Origin of the sequence: Prevotella melaninogenica (assembly GCF_018127925.1) — a bacterium.
GTDB classification, from domain to species: Bacteria; Bacteroidota; Bacteroidia; order Bacteroidales; family Bacteroidaceae; genus Prevotella; species Prevotella melaninogenica_C.
Genome location: NZ_CP072347.1, coordinates 1,369,724 through 1,385,197 on the forward strand (window position 1 = coordinate 1,369,724; position 15,474 = coordinate 1,385,197).

15 protein-coding genes are annotated in these 15,474 nt (G+C 44.3%); 8 read left to right on the plus strand and 7 right to left on the minus strand.

Annotation, left to right across the window (positions count from 1 at the left end; genetic code table 11):
- Positions 1–194: 194 nt before the first annotated feature.
- Together J4861_RS05185 and J4861_RS05190 are read right to left on the minus strand one after the other, a co-directional pair.
- Positions 195–896 carry a hypothetical protein gene (locus J4861_RS05185; protein WP_211816088.1) on the minus strand — a complete coding sequence of 234 codons (702 nt, stop codon included), beginning with the start codon at positions 894–896 and terminating at the stop codon, positions 195–197.
- 39 nt (positions 897–935) lie between these two features.
- On the minus strand, positions 936–2,402 hold the full coding sequence (locus J4861_RS05190) for an SLC13 family permease (RefSeq protein WP_211816089.1): 1,467 nt from the start codon (positions 2,400–2,402) through the stop codon (positions 936–938).
- Between the two features lie 131 nt (positions 2,403–2,533).
- Between J4861_RS05190 and J4861_RS05195 the strand changes: the two genes are divergently transcribed.
- The 8 genes from J4861_RS05195 (at position 2,534) to J4861_RS05230 (ending at position 12,328) form a co-directional block, all read left to right on the plus strand.
- The gene (locus tag J4861_RS05195) at positions 2,534–3,664 is read left to right on the plus strand and encodes an ABC transporter substrate-binding protein (protein ID WP_211816090.1); all 1,131 of its coding nucleotides are present in this window, start codon (positions 2,534–2,536) and stop codon (positions 3,662–3,664) included.
- A 21-nt stretch (positions 3,665–3,685) separates the two neighbouring features.
- Positions 3,686–4,696, plus strand: coding sequence for an iron ABC transporter permease (locus tag J4861_RS05200; RefSeq protein ID WP_211816091.1), 1,011 nt, complete (start codon positions 3,686–3,688; stop codon positions 4,694–4,696).
- Between the two features lie 583 nt (positions 4,697–5,279).
- A complete protein-coding gene (locus tag J4861_RS05205; protein ID WP_211816094.1) occupies positions 5,280–7,502 on the plus strand; it encodes a M3 family metallopeptidase in 2,223 nt (740 codons plus the stop codon).
- A 73-nt stretch (positions 7,503–7,575) separates the two neighbouring features.
- On the plus strand, positions 7,576–8,202 hold the full coding sequence (locus J4861_RS05210) for a 50S ribosomal protein L19 (RefSeq protein WP_249110745.1): 627 nt from the start codon (positions 7,576–7,578) through the stop codon (positions 8,200–8,202).
- A gap of 83 nt (positions 8,203–8,285) precedes the next feature.
- Positions 8,286–10,865, plus strand: coding sequence for a Tex family protein (locus J4861_RS05215; RefSeq protein WP_211816096.1), 2,580 nt, complete (start codon positions 8,286–8,288; stop codon positions 10,863–10,865).
- A 5-nt stretch (positions 10,866–10,870) separates the two neighbouring features.
- Positions 10,871–11,374 carry an STM3941 family protein gene (locus J4861_RS05220; RefSeq protein WP_211816097.1) on the plus strand — a complete coding sequence of 168 codons (504 nt, stop codon included), beginning with the start codon at positions 10,871–10,873 and terminating at the stop codon, positions 11,372–11,374.
- Positions 11,375–11,414: 40 nt separating this feature from the next.
- The gene (locus tag J4861_RS05225; RefSeq protein WP_211816098.1) at positions 11,415–11,693 is read left to right on the plus strand and encodes a conjugal transfer protein; all 279 of its coding nucleotides are present in this window, start codon (positions 11,415–11,417) and stop codon (positions 11,691–11,693) included.
- 137 nt (positions 11,694–11,830) lie between these two features.
- Entirely contained in the window at positions 11,831–12,328 is a 498-nt protein-coding gene (locus J4861_RS05230) for a hypothetical protein (protein WP_249110746.1), read from the plus strand.
- Between the two features lie 93 nt (positions 12,329–12,421).
- Here J4861_RS05230 and J4861_RS05235 read toward each other — a convergent pair whose 3' ends face one another.
- The 5 genes from J4861_RS05235 to J4861_RS05255 form a co-directional block, all read right to left on the minus strand.
- Positions 12,422–13,120 carry a hypothetical protein gene (locus J4861_RS05235; protein ID WP_211816655.1) on the minus strand — a complete coding sequence of 233 codons (699 nt, stop codon included), beginning with the start codon at positions 13,118–13,120 and terminating at the stop codon, positions 12,422–12,424.
- Between the two features lie 338 nt (positions 13,121–13,458).
- Complete coding sequence (gene rplT, locus J4861_RS05240) at positions 13,459–13,803, minus strand: 50S ribosomal protein L20 (RefSeq protein WP_004383393.1); 345 nt, start codon at positions 13,801–13,803, stop codon at positions 13,459–13,461.
- A gap of 36 nt (positions 13,804–13,839) precedes the next feature.
- Positions 13,840–14,037, minus strand: coding sequence for a 50S ribosomal protein L35 (gene rpmI / locus J4861_RS05245; protein ID WP_009436018.1), 198 nt, complete (start codon positions 14,035–14,037; stop codon positions 13,840–13,842).
- A gap of 113 nt (positions 14,038–14,150) precedes the next feature.
- Entirely contained in the window at positions 14,151–14,831 is a 681-nt protein-coding gene (gene infC, locus J4861_RS05250; RefSeq protein WP_009436028.1) for a translation initiation factor IF-3, read from the minus strand.
- A gap of 309 nt (positions 14,832–15,140) precedes the next feature.
- On the minus strand, positions 15,141–15,233 hold the full coding sequence (locus J4861_RS05255) for a smalltalk protein (RefSeq protein ID WP_155716391.1): 93 nt from the start codon (positions 15,231–15,233) through the stop codon (positions 15,141–15,143).
- Positions 15,234–15,474 lie beyond the last annotated feature (241 nt).

Consider the following 15,474-nt stretch of genomic DNA (forward strand, 5'->3'; position numbering starts at 1 on the left):
TCTGAAAACAAAGAATTAGCCTGTAAATAACGTGTATCTGAGAAATGAAAAAGGGGTACACAGAGCGTGTACCCCCTTTTGATAGGATATCTACAGATAGACGTCTTATCTTTGTGTGACGTCGTCTATACAAGCTTTATTGGTTGTAGTAGAGCCCAAGCGAATAATATTCCGACTTGCTTACTTACCCCTTACTACTTTTCCCAGCCGTTCTTAGCGTACTTAGGATTGACAGAGAACTCCCCTGCCCCTATGTCAAGATCTCCGCTGTTCGGCACTCGGTATTGCCCCCATGCACATGGTTTAGACTTTTTAGTCTTGTTACTTTTCCATGTTCCTGCATATTGGTTATTAGAATAGGAGTCCGAATGGCTATCAATGTCGTCATAAACGAACTTACCATCATTGGTTTCATACCAATAGAACAGCAGATAACCAGTGAAGACACCGCTTCCTGTTTGGCTGGTTTCTTCTTCTAAATTATATTTCGCAATACTACACCCACGACGCCTGAACTGCCCTTTCATAGAGTCGTCTACACCATACGTAGGATGTGTAAATTCCCTATTCTCAACGATATCAATGGTTCCACGAAAGTTACAACGATTGTTCTTGACAACGGTAATACCGCTGACATTGTATTGATTATCATCCGTTCGTTGCACTTTTTGAATGTCTATTGAGAACTTCTGATAGTCCGTTCCAATATAACCAATGTAAGGAACGCTCTTGTCAGACAATATATTTGAGAAGTCAGCCACAACACTTGTGTTCTTACTATCACTTACCATAGAAAGAATCCACTTTGGAACATTAGCCTCCGCCTTCTTTTCTTGACAACTCGCGAAAGGTAATACAACCAAGAGTAGTGCTAAGTAATTAAACAACTTGCTCATAATATTCTGATATAAATATGATTATAGGGAGCAAAGATCTTATCCAAGGAAGTGTATCTGACCAATGAAATAAAGTAAGATGTAACCCAAGATAAGGGAAACAACACCGCTGGTCAGACCCACCTTAAGCATATCATTCTGCTTCACAAGTCCTGTTGAGTAAGCAATCGCATTCGGTGGTGTAGAGATAGGGAGACACATTGCAGTAGAGGCAGCAATGGCAATACCGATGAGGACAGTACTTGTACCGCCAATACCATCGAGATTATGATCCATACCACGACATACTACAGCGAGGATTGGAACCAACAACGCAGCAGTTGCTGTATTTGAAATGAAGTTAGAAAGGAAATAACAAATCAAACCAGAGATAGCAAGGATAACGATAGGACTCCAATTGCCGAATGGAATACTCTCAATAGCAGCATCTGCCAAGCCTGAACCGTTCATTCCCAAGCCAATAGCAAAACCTCCTGCAACCATCCAGATGACACTCCAGTTAATCTCCTGCATATCCTTAGCAGTGATAACACCAGTGATAGCGAAGATTGCCATTGGAATCATTGAAACGGTGTTAGTGTCAATACCTGTGACATCCTTTGGAATTACCCATAGAAGGATTGTTACAATAAAGGTTACGATAACAACCCACATGCGCCATCCACGGTGTACCTCACCATCAATCTTCAGATGAATAGTCTTCTGTGTGAATGGGAAGAAATAAAGAATAATTCTCCATGACAACAAAAGCAGAACTATCACAAGCGGTGCCATGAAAGCCATCCAGTGCATGAAGTCAATATTCATATTAAGACCAGCTGGGTCGTTGAGATATTTAAGGGCAATAAGGTTAGGAGGTGTTCCAATCGGTGTTCCCATACCACCGAGATTGGCTGCAATAGGAATAGACATTGTCAAGGCAATACGTCCCTTACCATTAGCAGGTAGCGCTGCAAAGACTGGAGTAAGGAAAGTAAGCATCAATGCCGCTGTTGCAGTATTTGAGATGAACATAGAGAAGAGTCCTGTAATAAGTAGGAATCCCAAAAGAACATTCTCACTCTTATTACCAAAAGGCTTAATAAGATTACGTGCCAAGAGCGTGTCAAGTCCCGACTTCGATGCCGCTATCGCTAAGATAAAGCCCGCAAGGAAGAGCATAATGATAGGATCAGCAAAGGATGCCATGATTTCCTTTGAGTCAAGTAACTCACCAATCCCGTCACCTTTGAATACCCCAAAAGCATTCTTGGATACAGTGACGCACATGATAGACATGATACTCAGCGACGTTGCCCATGCAGGGATACACTCTGTTAGCCACGACAAGGTGGCAAACACGAAGATTGCAATAATGCGTTGCTGTACTACGGTCAACCCATCAATGCCAAAGCTACTTGTGGGAAGATTCCAAATGATAGCTGTAACCACGAAGATAGCCAAAAGTTCCCAGACTTTTTTCATCTCAATGTGATTACCAAGTTCGTTAGTCTTTTCTTCTGCCATGGTGTTAGTTGTTTAGTTTAATAGATTTAGATTGTTTAATTAATAGATTTGTGGGCTAAAGTATAAAAAATATTCTTATCAAGCAAAAGAATCTTTCTTTTTTTGTATTTTTGCATGATAAATCTTTGTTTATGCGGCAGTTATTAGTATTTACCCTCTCCATTTTATTGTTTTTATCGTGTGGTAATCATCAAAAGCAAGTGGCTGATAAAAGCGAGAAAAGAGAGAAAGGAGAGAAAATAGAACTACAGTATGCTCGAAATATTACAATCGAACGTACGAAAGATTATGTGGTTGTACGTTTGTTGAATCCTTGGAAAGCGGGAACCGTTCTACATACTTACTACCTTATTGAACGCGGAAAGGATGTAAACATTCCTGACGACGGAACAAAAGTTGTCATTCCCCTTCGCAAGAGTGTTATCTTCACGACAGCCCATGCAAACCTTGTTGAGATGCTTCAGGCACAGAAAGCGATTGCTGGTGTTGCTGATTTGAAGTATATGATTATCCCTGATATTCAGAAACGCGCAAGAATAAAGGGTGGTATTGTTGACTGTGGTGATGCGATGAAGCCTGATGTAGAGCAAATTATAGATCTAAATGCAGATGCAATACTACTTTCTCCCTTTGAAAACAATGGTGGTTATGGTCGTTTAGAACAGATAGGAGTACCCATCATTGAATGTGCCGACTACATGGAACGTTCTGCTTTAGGGCGTGCTGAATGGATGAAGTTTTATGGTATTCTCTTTGGGCGGGAGCAAGAAGCCGACTCCTTATTTGCTATTGTTAAACAAAACTATAAGTCTTTAAGCCAAAAGGCAAGTCAAAGTAAGATTACTCGCAGTGTCTTACCTGACAGAAAAGTGGGTGCCGTGTGGTATCTACCGGGTGGCGAGAGCAGTGTGGGTTTACTATATAAAGATGCACATGGACGTTATGCTTATTCAAATGATAAGCATAGTGGAAGTCTTGCAATGCCTTTTGAAACAATCTTGGATAAGTTCGCACAAAGTGATTTTTGGATATTAAGTTATAATGGTAACTTCAATCGCCGAGTCTTATTGTCTGAATATCAAGGTTACGCAAAGCTAAAACCTTATCAAACAAAGGAAATATATGGCTGTAAGGTAGATAGTAAACCCTACTTTGAGGAGGTCAGCTGGCGTCCCGATTGGTTGCTCTCAGACTTGATTCAACTTTTCCATCCCGACTTGAAGATTGCCCCACTACGTTACTATCAGAAGTTAGAAGATTGATAGAACCGAAACGATAAGATAATGAAACGGAATATTCTTCTTTTTATATGCTTAGCAACAAGTATCCTACTTCTGTTTGGATTGAACCTTACAACAGGTTCTGTTCAGATACCCTTTGCTGATGTGTTGGATATTCTGTGTGATCGTTTTGCGGGAAAAGAAAGCTGGGAATATATTATTTTAGAGAACCGACTCCCTCAAACACTCACTGCCATACTCTGTGGAGCATCGTTGTCAGTTTGTGGTTTAATGCTTCAAACAGCCTTTCGCAATCCTTTAGCAGGTCCAGATGTATTTGGTATCAGTTCTGGTGCAGGGTTAGGTGTTGCCTTGGTGATGCTACTATTGGGTGGGACTGTCTCTACTTCTATCTTTACTGTTTCAGGCTTTCTTGCCATTCTTACCGCAGCTTTCATTGGAGCAATCGCCGTAACAGCACTCATCTTGTTCCTTTCCACTTTAGTGCGCAACAGTGTTTTATTACTGATAGTGGGTATCATGGTGGGATATGTTTCCTCTTCTGCTGTTTCTCTTTTGAATTTCTTTGCATCAGAAGAAGGTGTGAAAAGCTATATGGTATGGGGAATGGGTAATTTTGGAGGTGTATCAATGAATCATATCCCTCTGTTTTCTATTCTTTGTTTAATAGGTATTATTGCATCATTTCTATTGGTGAAGCCACTGAACATCCTACTCTTAGGACCACAATATGCAGAGAGTTTAGGGATTAGCACACGCCAGATTCGCAATATACTATTAGTAGTTGTAGGTCAGCTAACAGCCATCACAACCGCTTTCTGTGGTCCTATTTCATTTATCGGGTTAGCTATTCCACATATAGCCCGCCTCTTATTCCGTACTGAGAATCATCAGATACTTCTTCCAGGAACAGTGTTGAGCGGTGCTGTAATCGCTTTACTTTGCAACTTTATTTGTTATCTTCCTGGCGAATCAGGTATAATCCCACTTAATGCTGTCACCCCACTCATCGGTGCCCCTGTTATCATTTACGTAATTATTCAGCGTAGGTAATTGTCAACCGACATTTTTAAGATCCTAAATGCAAAAGGTAAAACTTATTAATTTCAAACTTCTGAAAGTACTTTTTTTGTCTTATTTTTTCACATACTGATTTTGTAAAGACCACCAAACGGCTTGCAAACAACGCCCTTTTGGATTGCAAAAGATGCCCTTTAAGCGCCTTAGTAACGCCCTTTTGAACCCTTACAAAGCACCTTTTAAAAACCGCATCTACAACTATTTGATAACAAAGAACTTACGCAGGTCCTTAATCAAATCGTTTTTTCACCCATTTCCCCACGTTTCCTTTGCATTTTTGTCAATATATTTCGAGGGGTGCTGGGTGTTGAGTGGTGGGTGTTAATGGTTTCTATAAAGTTCATTGTAAATCCACACATCACCATCACCCAACATTCAACACCCAACATTCAACACCCATCATTTCCCACCCCATTAATTTCATAATCTCGTTTTTTTATGTAAGTTTGCGGTAAAATAGGTGAGGGGTGAGAGGTGTTAGATGATAGGTGTTGATGATTACTATAATCTACACACCATCAACACCCAACACCTATCACCCACCAATATTATGAACATGAAACAGAATCTTAAAAATGTTGTGCTTGCCGCAGGACTCGCCTGCACAGCACTTACAGGTCAGGCACAGAAAGCAAGACCTAAGACCACACAGACGGTCAGCAATTCGCTTATGAAACAGAGTACATTACCTTTCAACGCCCCTGATTTCAGCCGTATCAAGGGTGAAGACTATCTCCCTGCTATCAAAGCGGCTATCGCTGAGCAGAGAGCTGAGATAAAGAAGATTACAGACAATAAACAGAAACCTACCTTCGCCAATACCATCTTAGCTTACGAGCGGAGCGGAAAGGACTTGGAACGTATCTCAAACATCTTCTATGCGCTGGTATCGGCTGACAAGACTCCTGAGATTGAGAAGGCACAGGGAAGTATCGTACCACTGATGACGGAGTTTGAGAATGAAATAAAATTCAACCAGAAGTTCTTCCAGCGTATCAAATATGTCTATGACCATGAGTACAAGACGCTCAAGGGCGAGGATAAGAAGCTGTTAGAGGTGGTTTACAAAGACTTCACCCACGCTGGTGCCTTACTTCCAAAAGAGAAGATGGCACGTATGCAGGAAATTAACAAGGAGTTGGCAAAGCTTCAGCAGGAGTTTGGCGATATGCTTCCTAAGGCTGCCAATGAGGCTACCGTATGGGTCAGCGACGTGAAGGAATTAGCAGGACTCAGCGAGACGGATATCGCTCAGTGTAAGAAAGATGCTGAGAGCCGTGGTGGAAAGGCACCTTACTGTATCGTGATTACGAATACCACTCAACAGCCTATCCTTGCAAGTCTTGAAAACCGTGGCTTGCGTGAGCGTGTCTACAACGCTTCTATTCATCGCACAGACGGTACAGGTGCTTACAATACCTTCCCTGTCATCGTGAAGATAGCTCGCTTGCGTGCGGAGAAGGCTCAACTGATGGGTTACAAGAACTATGCTTCTTACTCGCTCTCAAAGACGATGGCAAAGAATACGGATAACGTCTATGCCTTCTTGCATCAGATGATTGAGGCTTACAAACCTAAGTCAGAGGCTCAGACAAAGGCGATTGAAGAGTATATGAATAAACAAGTTAACAAGTTAACAAGTGGACAAGTAGACAAGTTAACAGGTGAACAACTTAACGCAAATAACTCGTCTACAAGTCAACCTGTCAACTCGTTTACAGCTCTCCAGCCCTACGATCGCTTCTATTATTCGGCTAAGATGAAGAAGGACCAGTATAGCTTCTCAGATGATGACGTGAAGCCTTACTTCAATCTTGATTCCGTACTCGTAAATGGTATCTTCTATGCCGCTCATCGTGTCTATGGACTTAGCTTCCGCGAGCGTAAGGATATCCCTACCTATCATAAAGACATGAAGGTGTTTGACGTGATGGATGCTGACGGCAAGCAGCTGGCGCTGTTCTACTGTGATTACTTCCGCCGTCCAACAAAGCGTGGTGGTGCGTGGATGAGTGCCTTCCTTAAGCAGAGTAGCGACCGTCAGCAGAAACCGCTCATCTTCAACGTATGTAACTATGCCAAGGCTCCAGAAGGTCAGCCAACGCTCCTTACTTGGGATGAGACTCAGACGATGTTCCACGAGTTCGGACACGCTCTGCACGGTATGCTTTCTAACTGTAAGTATAACACACTGAGCGGTACTGCTGTTTCACGTGACTTCGTGGAGATGCCGTCACAGTTCAATGAGTCGTTTGCAAGCATACCAGAGGTTTTCAACCACTATGCACGCCATTACAAGACCAACGAACCGATGCCAGATGCCCTGCGTGAGAAGATGTTGGGTTCGCTCAACTTCCTTTCGGCTTACGCATTAGGCGAGAACCTTGCTGCTACCTCTGTGGATTTGGCTTGGCATTGCCTCTCACCTTCTGAGGTTCCGACAGCTGAGAAGGCTCCAGCTTTTGAGAAGAAGGTGCTGGCTGACATGGGTTTGCTTAACAATCAGATTCCTCCACGCTACTCTACCTCTTACTTCAACCACATCTGGGGCGGAGGATACGCAGCTGGTTATTACAGCTACCTGTGGAGTGAGGTGCTGGCCGCTAACATCGCTGACTACTTCGAGGCTCACGGGGCACTGACACGTAAGGTGGGTGATGACTTCCGCCAGAAGATTCTCTCACGTGGTAATACCCGCGACTTGATGCAGATCTTCTCTGACTTCACTGGTCTCAAAGCACCCGATACAAAGGGATTGCTCAAGGCGAGGGGGATGTAATGCCTCACCCCCGCCCCCTCTCCGAATGGAGAGGGGAGTGATTACCGACACTTGCAAAAAAATAAAAACAGCAATGAAGAGCAAACCACAATCAACAGGACATATCACTCCCCTCTCCATTACTTTCCTTCGGTCAGTGACCGTTGATTCGGGGAAGAGGCAAGGGAGAGGGGCGCTCTCTCTTCTTCTCTTTTTTATCTTCTTCTTTACTCTCACCACACGTGCCCAGACCTTATGCGTCATTGACGGCACACCCCTTCCCGACTCCCTCCTGGACGTCACCATCGACGAGATGCGGTCGGATTCGGCTAAACAGATTGTGGCAAAAAGACTGGGACTTATTCCGCCCTACGCCATCGAGTCCATACAGATTTTCTCAGCAGAAGAACAAATAAAGCAAAGGAAGAACATCACATTCTGTAAATCACCCGCAGATATTATCATCATACGAACCAACTCGCTTGCAGAACTACAATGGGTAATAAACGGGAAACTAAAGAAACCACGAAAGAAGCTGACTATCATTGATTACAAACTCTCACCCCAGCTTATAACAGAGGCTTTGCCAAGGGGTATCAAACCCACCGACATCCTCTCTGCCGACATCCTTACTTATATAAACGATCCACGGCAAGAGAAACATCCGACAATCGTAATCAAGACAAAATGTGCAGCCCCTTCCAAAGCCAAAGGGAACTAACCGAAAAAGCAATGTGAGGAAAAGTAAATGAAAGTGGAGTATGTCGATTCCACAAAGACAAGACATAAATCAGTATCTAACAAATGATTAGACAAACACCATACAGCAAAGACAACGAGCCTAAGAATAAGAGCGAACACTCAGCAAATAGGGCTCTCCCACCCTTTACTTCCCTTCGGTCAGTGACCGTTGGTCCGGGGGAGCCGGAGGGGGCTTCTAACGCTTCCTTCATCTCCCACTCGCTATCCCTTCCCCTCCAAAGTGTATCGGCAGTTATCACCTTACTAAATGAGGGCTGTACAATTCCCTTCATTTCCCGCTATCGTAAGGAGCGAACAGGGGGGCTTGATGAGGTTCAGATAACTGATATCAGCGAACTTTATGACAGTCTGAAGGAACTCGGCAAACGTAAGGAGACCATACTCAAGACTATCCGCGAGCAAGAGAAACTTACAACGGAATTAGAAGTAAGAATCCGAGCTTGTATGGATTCCACAGAGTTAGAGGACATCTACCTACCATATAAACCCAAACGCCGTACACGTACGCAGATTGCTCGTGAACAGGGATTGGAGCCGTTAGCGTTGGCGATAATGAAAGGGGCCTCCCCCAACCCCTCCGAAAGGAGGGGAGAAGCCCCACCCGACCTCCCCGAAGGGGGAGGAGTGCCTATACGCACACGAGAGAATAAGGGCACTTTGAATCTTCCCCAACACCTCAGCAAAGTATTTGCAAGTTTGTCTCCCCTCCCTTCGGAGGGGTCGGGGGAGGCTTTGGCTTTGGACATCATCGCCGAGATTGTCTCCGAGAACCAGCAAGCACGCAATACTGTCCGCACAGCTTATCAGCGTGGGGCTGTCATTACGTCGAAGGTAATCAAGAAGATGAAAGATACCGAGGAGGCGCAGAAGTTCGCTGATTACTTTGACTTCTCCGAACCTCTCCGCCGTTGCAATAGTCACCGACTGCTTGCTATGCGTCGTGGAGAGGCACAGGGCATCCTACGTGTAAGCATCATGATTGACGGTGAAGAATGTATCGCACGCCTCATCCGACAATTTGTACGTGGACACGGAGTCTGTCAGACCCTCGTCAGCCAAGCCGTTGAAGACTCCTTCAAACGTCTTATCAATCCGAGCATTGAAAACGAATTTGCTACCTTGAGTAAGGAGCGTGCCGACGAAGAGGCAATCAAAGTCTTTACCGAAAACCTCCGCCAGCTTCTCCTCTCTCCCCCACTCGGTCAGAAGCGTGTCCTCGCCCTCGACCCCGGTTTTGCCAACGGATGCAAGATTGCTTGCCTTGACGAACAAGGTAACCTCCTTCATCACGAGATTATCTATCCGCATCCACCACGCAATCAGGTAAGACAAGCCACGGAAGCCCTCCAGAGGATGATACGCACATATAAGATTGAGGCTATCACCATTGGTAATGGTACGGCAAGCAGGGAGTCTGAAACATTCATTAGTAATATTCTCCAAAATTCGGCAAATAACTTTGGAAATATCTTAAAATATGTGGTAAGTGAAGACGGCGCCTCTATCTATTCTGCTTCTCCAGTGGCTCGCGAAGAGTTCCCCAACGAGGATGTAACCACACGTGGAGCCATATCTATCGGTAGACGACTGATGGACCCACTCGCTGAACTCGTGAAGATTGACCCGAAGAGTATCGGTGTTGGGCAATATCAGCACGATGTCGACCAATCAAAACTTAAGCATTCACTCGACCAGACAGTGATGAGTTGTGTCAATCAGGTGGGAGTCAACCTCAACACGGCTTCCCTCCACCTACTCACCTACGTCAGCGGACTCGGTCCTGCCCTTGCCCGCAATATCATTGATTACCGACGTGAGCACGGTCCTTTCACCTCACGTGCCCAGCTCAAGAAGGTGAAACGTTTGGGTGATACAGCCTTCCAGCAGTGCGCAGGCTTCCTCCGCATTCCCAATGCCAAGAACCCACTCGATAACTCCGCCGTTCATCCCGAGAGCTATTACATCGTTGAGCAGATGGCGAAGGACTTGAAATGTACGATAAAGGATCTCATTGGCAATAAGAAACTCTTGGCAGAAATTGATATCAAAAGGTACCTCACCCCAACCAGCCTCGCCCCCCTTACCCCCTCTCCTTCAGAGAGGGGGAGAGAAGCCTCCCCCAACCCCTCCGAAAGGAGGGGAGGAGCCCCACCCAACCTCCCCGAAAGGGGAGGAGTGCCTATGCGCACACGAGAGGATAAGGGCGCTTTAAATCTTCCCCAACACCTCAGCGAAGTATCTGCAAGTTTGTCTCCTCCCCTTTCGGGGAGGTCGGGTGGGGCTCCTACCCTCCACGACATCCTCACCGAACTTGAGAAGCCTGGCCGTGACCCCCGTGGAGAGGTTGAAGTATTCGAATTCGACAAGAATGTCCACACCCTCGCCGACCTCATCGTAGGAATGGAACTCCCTGGCATCGTGACGAATATCACCAACTTCGGAGCCTTCGTTGACATCGGTGTCCATCAAGACGGTCTTGTCCACATCTCTCAACTCTCCGACCGCTTTGTCACCAACCCCACACAAGTCGTACGCCTCCACCAGCACGTTCGCGTCCGTGTCGTCGAAGTCGATATGCGTCGCAAACGTATCGCATTGAGTATGAAGAATATAAAACAATAAAACAAATGAATCAGACAAAGAAAATCCTTGCGTACTTAGGTTGTATCGCGTTTACCGCCTTGGGCGTATGGCTCCTTACCGTAGAAGACTCCACCACAACAAACTCGCTTTGGGAGATAAGAGTTGCTGGCATCCTCTCCATCATCTTCTTTGGTGGTGGCGGTTTGTTTATGGCTTATAAAAAGATAAAGCTCCTCATAAACCATAAGAAAGAAATAGAATTTACCGATAGAGGTATCTCTATCTGCGGAGCTGAGGAAATATTATGGAACGAGATTGCCGACTTCTCCCTAATACGTTTTAAAGGTAACAGGTTGATAACCATTCAGATGAAAGACCCTGAAAAGGTTATCGCAAACGAATCTTCATGGATAAAACGCAAGACTATGGAGTATAACCTCAAGACTATCAGCGCCCTCTACTCCTTCCCTGCCTATATGATGGATGGGCGAGCTGAGGAAGCACTTACGCTATGCAGACTGAACATGGTAAAACATCAAAAGCCATAACAATTAACAACTCCCAACAGTTAGTAATAAGCTCTATAATATGGATGAAGATATATTACTATACATCAGCTCTATTATCTGCGCACTCCTCACAATCTATCAGATATTCAATCGCCAGAAAAGAGCAGGTATCTTATCAGCTATTGTATTATTAGGTTACTCTCTCCCACTCTATTACCTCTTCTTCTTTCATTCAGAATATGGAGCAGGTCTCACATGGTGGTTTTATCTTCTTGTGCTTAACCTCATATACATCCTCTCAACAGCAATACACCTTATTTTTAAGTATATCAAGGGAAGATATATCTCCTCCCTTTAAAATAATCAATGAAATCTATGGGAATGCTTTTTGTTCTTATTTTCTGGGCAATCGCTCTTATAATCCTATCCCTCATATTAGGACTGATAACGTTACCTTTCTCTTACTTTCTTTGCAAAAGGCAAAGGAAGAGGAAGATGGTTCTATCATTCCTCACACCAGGAATATTTATTGGGATATACGCTGCAAGTAGTTTTGTGTGTATGCTTATCATTGCTATCATTCTTGGTTCTGACATTGGTATAGGTGATGGCTGGTCTATGCCACTAAAGAATGGTTATGAACTTACCTCAGTTGATACGCCCGAATATGCTAACATCAATCGCAGAAACGATCTGTTGAAAGAAAACCTTATTGATGGGATTACACATATACAAGTGGTTGGAGACTCTGTCATAGGAAAAGGGGCTGATGGAAACTACTTCATCTTCAACCTACAAAATGGTGACAAGGAAGACAACCTAAGCTATCAAAATCTCACAATAAAAATGAAATCAAGACCCATTACACTCGTTAATAATAATACCTACTATTGGGAACAACGCAAAGTATCCTATATAATTGCAGGCATCTTTTGCCTTCTTATAACCATTTTAGCAATAAAAACTCTTTGGCGAATAGGTCTAATTTACTAAGCTTTTATTTCATATTAGTATTCACCATTTACTACATTTAAATCAGAAAAAGTATAAGCAACAACCTTTAATTTTAAGATTCTTTCTATATTATCATTTGACAATCTCAATCAGCGAGGCTTTATATTTTCCTTTCGGAATCCTATCTATCACCGCCTCTTTATATCCAGTAGGTAGAAGTCCACCTGGAAGCCATAACACATTCGCTCCGATTTCGTTACCCGACGGCATCCTCAACTTGAGTTTCTTTGGTTTGGGGACGTCAACCCTTACTAATACCCGATGTTTCCACGCACCTGCAGGGATTCCCAATTCATGTTCGATGCGCGACAAGTCGCCATGACTTCTCATCAATACACTATCCATCTCCGACTTCATCATGATAAACTGACTATTATCAGCCTTACCGATAGAGTCGCCATGATATCGTTCTAACAATTCTTTCGAAACGATACACGATGCACCTGCCTTAAAATTCTTCAGATGTCGCCTTATATATCTTCGTTTCAAATAGATTTCGGGTGCAGGTCGCTTACCCTTAGGAATCATCAGTATGCCCCTTCTCGACATACCCCTACGAAAGTATTTATCAATAAGACTTACAGTATCAGCACGATAAGAACTCTTAAGCTGCCCATCAACTTTCTGCCCAAAATTATCCGACAACAAAGAATCCTGCTTCGTCAGACACCTCGCAGTCTCTTTCGTCATCACATATTGCGCATGTGCCTCCTGCCCCACTCCTACAACGAGCAGCAGAATCGCCACAATGTATCTGAACAAGAGCCCCACCCCCTTCTCCGAACCAACGGTCACTGACCGAAGAAAGGTAATGCAGAGGGGGAGTAAGCACTGAGACACCCCCAGCCTCACCCCCAGCCCCTCTCCGAAAGGAGAGGGGAGTAAATAGCGAGATACCCCTATGTTCAGGGACTTCTTCTTTGCTTTTTTCATTTTTACCACAGAATCATCTAATTATATAGGGATAACACGCTGTTCACTCCCCTCCCTTTGGGGGAGGGGCAAGGGGGAGGGGCCAGTTGTTGTTGTGCTTAAAAAAGCTGCCACCCTTTCAGGCGACAGCTTCCATTCCGTTATAACGAGTGCCCACGTCCGTGAGCGTCATTAATTTACTTTACTTTGTCAACAATAGCCTTAAAAGCTTCCTGATTGTTAACAGCGAGGTCAGCGAGCACCTTACGGTTGATCTCGATACCAGCCTTGTGCAATGCACCCATCAACTGGCTGTAGCTCATATCATAAAGACGAGCAGCAGCGTTGATACGCTGAATCCACAATGCGCGGAAGTTACGCTTCTTGTTACGACGGTCACGATAAGCATAAGTCAAACCCTTCTCATAGGTATTCTTTGCTACCGTCCAAACATTTTTACGGGCACCATAGTAACCCTTAGTCTGCTTCAGAATTCTTGTTCTCTTTGCTTTTGAAGCAACATGATTGACTGATCTTGGCATAGTTTTTCTTTCCTTTTAATTTGTTTGACTAATGAATTAACGAAGTCTGAGCAAGTCGCGTACCTGCTTCAAGTTTGTACCATCCACGAGCGTCTGGTGAACAAGATTTCTCTTCTGTTTCTTTGTCTTCTTAGTCAGAATGTGACTGTGGTAAGCGTGATGACGTTTAATCTTACCAGTACCGGTGAACGTGAATCTCTTCTTTGCGCCGGAATTTGTCTTCTGTTTTGGCATTTTTGTAAAATTTAAAATTGTTATTTATATTCATCTGTGGCAACGTATATACCAGGACGTTACGCACAGGTTGCCCATGTCGCCCCTCATAACGAGGAGACACCCAACGGGCGTTAGTCAATATTCAGTTTCTTCAATGCGTCAGCACCATTCTTAGCGTTGGCAAACAAACCGCCATCCGTCTTTGGCTCCTCGCTGACGCCCTCAGCACCAGCCTTCGCACCAGCCTCTGCCTCCTCACGGTCGCGCTTCTGCTGACTCTTCTTGGCAACACCTGCCTTCTTAGGTGCAAGATAGAGGAACATCTTCTTGCCTTCAAGTTTCGGAAGCTGCTCTACCTTTGCAAGCTCCTCAAGATCGTTAGCGAAACGAAGCAATAACACCTCGCCCTGCTCCTTAAACAGAATCGAACGACCACGGAAGAACACGTATGCGCGTACCTTATTACCTGCATTGAGGAACTCCTGCGCATGCTTGAGCTTAAACTTATAGTCGTGCTCATCCGTCTGAGGACCGAAACGAATCTCCTTCACCTCCTGCTTAACCTGCTTCTGCTTCATCTCCTTCTGATGCTTCTTCTGCTGGTAGAGGAACTTAGAATAGTCGATGATACGACAAACCGGTGGCTGTGCGTTAGGAGAAATCTCCACAAGGTCAACTCCCTCTTTCTGAGCCAATTCCAACGCCTTTCGCGTAGGCATAACCTCAGCTCCATCATCACTTACCACACGTACTTCCCGAACGCGAATCTGCTCGTTCACGCGGTACTTCATTTTCATTTTGTCATTCTTCATTCAACTATTTTAATGTGTTTAAATTCGCTAAACGCGTGCAAAGTTACTATTTTCCAACCGATTATGCAAGCGTTTTTAGTTATATTTTTTATATAAAGAGAAAAAGCCCCACCCAACCTCCCCAAAAGAGGAGGAGAAGCCCCACCCAACCTCCCCGAAGGGGGAGGAGGAGCCTCCCCCAGCCCCTCCGAAGGGAGGGGAGTGCCTATGCGCACACGAGGGATAATGACTCAGGGCTCTTTCTCAGATAATTTCTGCGAAATACTTGCAAACTTGCCTCCCCTCCCTTCGGAGGGGGCGGGGGAGGCTTTACAAACAGCTCGACATACCCAGCGTTGTAGCAATGGCAGTGAGCACAGAGATAATCACATTAATGATTGTTTTCCATTTTTCGTGTTTCATAAGGCTTTTAACTTTGAAATTTGAACTTTATGATTTGAACTATTAACTTTGAACTATTAACTTTGAACTTTATGATTTCAAATATTAACTTCGAACTTTGAGGTTTGAACTTTGAGGTTTGAACTTTATGATTTGCGACTACGAATTTCTCTAATTACGCTAAAATTATTGCTAAGTAATTCGTAATCCCCCTTTGACCCTTGAATAGAACTTTAGGGGTATCTCGCTAATCACTCCCCTC

Bases quoted from the DNA above. Each gene is read 5' to 3' on its own strand.
- J4861_RS05185 (WP_211816088.1), bottom strand. From the start codon at position 896: ATGAGCAAGTTGTTTAATTACTTAGCACTACTCTTGGTTGTATTACCT.
- J4861_RS05190 (WP_211816089.1), bottom strand. From the start codon at position 2,402: ATGGCAGAAGAAAAGACTAACGAACTTGGTAATCACATTGAGATGAAA.
- J4861_RS05195 (WP_211816090.1), top strand. From the start codon at position 2,534: ATGCGGCAGTTATTAGTATTTACCCTCTCCATTTTATTGTTTTTATCG.
- J4861_RS05200 (WP_211816091.1), top strand. From the start codon at position 3,686: ATGAAACGGAATATTCTTCTTTTTATATGCTTAGCAACAAGTATCCTA.
- J4861_RS05205 (WP_211816094.1), top strand. From the start codon at position 5,280: ATGAAACAGAATCTTAAAAATGTTGTGCTTGCCGCAGGACTCGCCTGC.
- J4861_RS05210 (WP_249110745.1), top strand. From the start codon at position 7,576: ATGAAGAGCAAACCACAATCAACAGGACATATCACTCCCCTCTCCATT.
- J4861_RS05215 (WP_211816096.1), top strand. From the start codon at position 8,286: ATGATTAGACAAACACCATACAGCAAAGACAACGAGCCTAAGAATAAG.
- J4861_RS05220 (WP_211816097.1), top strand. From the start codon at position 10,871: ATGAATCAGACAAAGAAAATCCTTGCGTACTTAGGTTGTATCGCGTTT.
- J4861_RS05225 (WP_211816098.1), top strand. From the start codon at position 11,415: ATGGATGAAGATATATTACTATACATCAGCTCTATTATCTGCGCACTC.
- J4861_RS05230 (WP_249110746.1), top strand. From the start codon at position 11,831: ATGGTTCTATCATTCCTCACACCAGGAATATTTATTGGGATATACGCT.
- rplT (WP_004383393.1), bottom strand. From the start codon at position 13,803: ATGCCAAGATCAGTCAATCATGTTGCTTCAAAAGCAAAGAGAACAAGA.
- rpmI (WP_009436018.1), bottom strand. From the start codon at position 14,037: ATGCCAAAACAGAAGACAAATTCCGGCGCAAAGAAGAGATTCACGTTC.
- infC (WP_009436028.1), bottom strand. From the start codon at position 14,831: ATGAAGAATGACAAAATGAAAATGAAGTACCGCGTGAACGAGCAGATT.
- J4861_RS05255 (WP_155716391.1), bottom strand. From the start codon at position 15,233: ATGAAACACGAAAAATGGAAAACAATCATTAATGTGATTATCTCTGTG.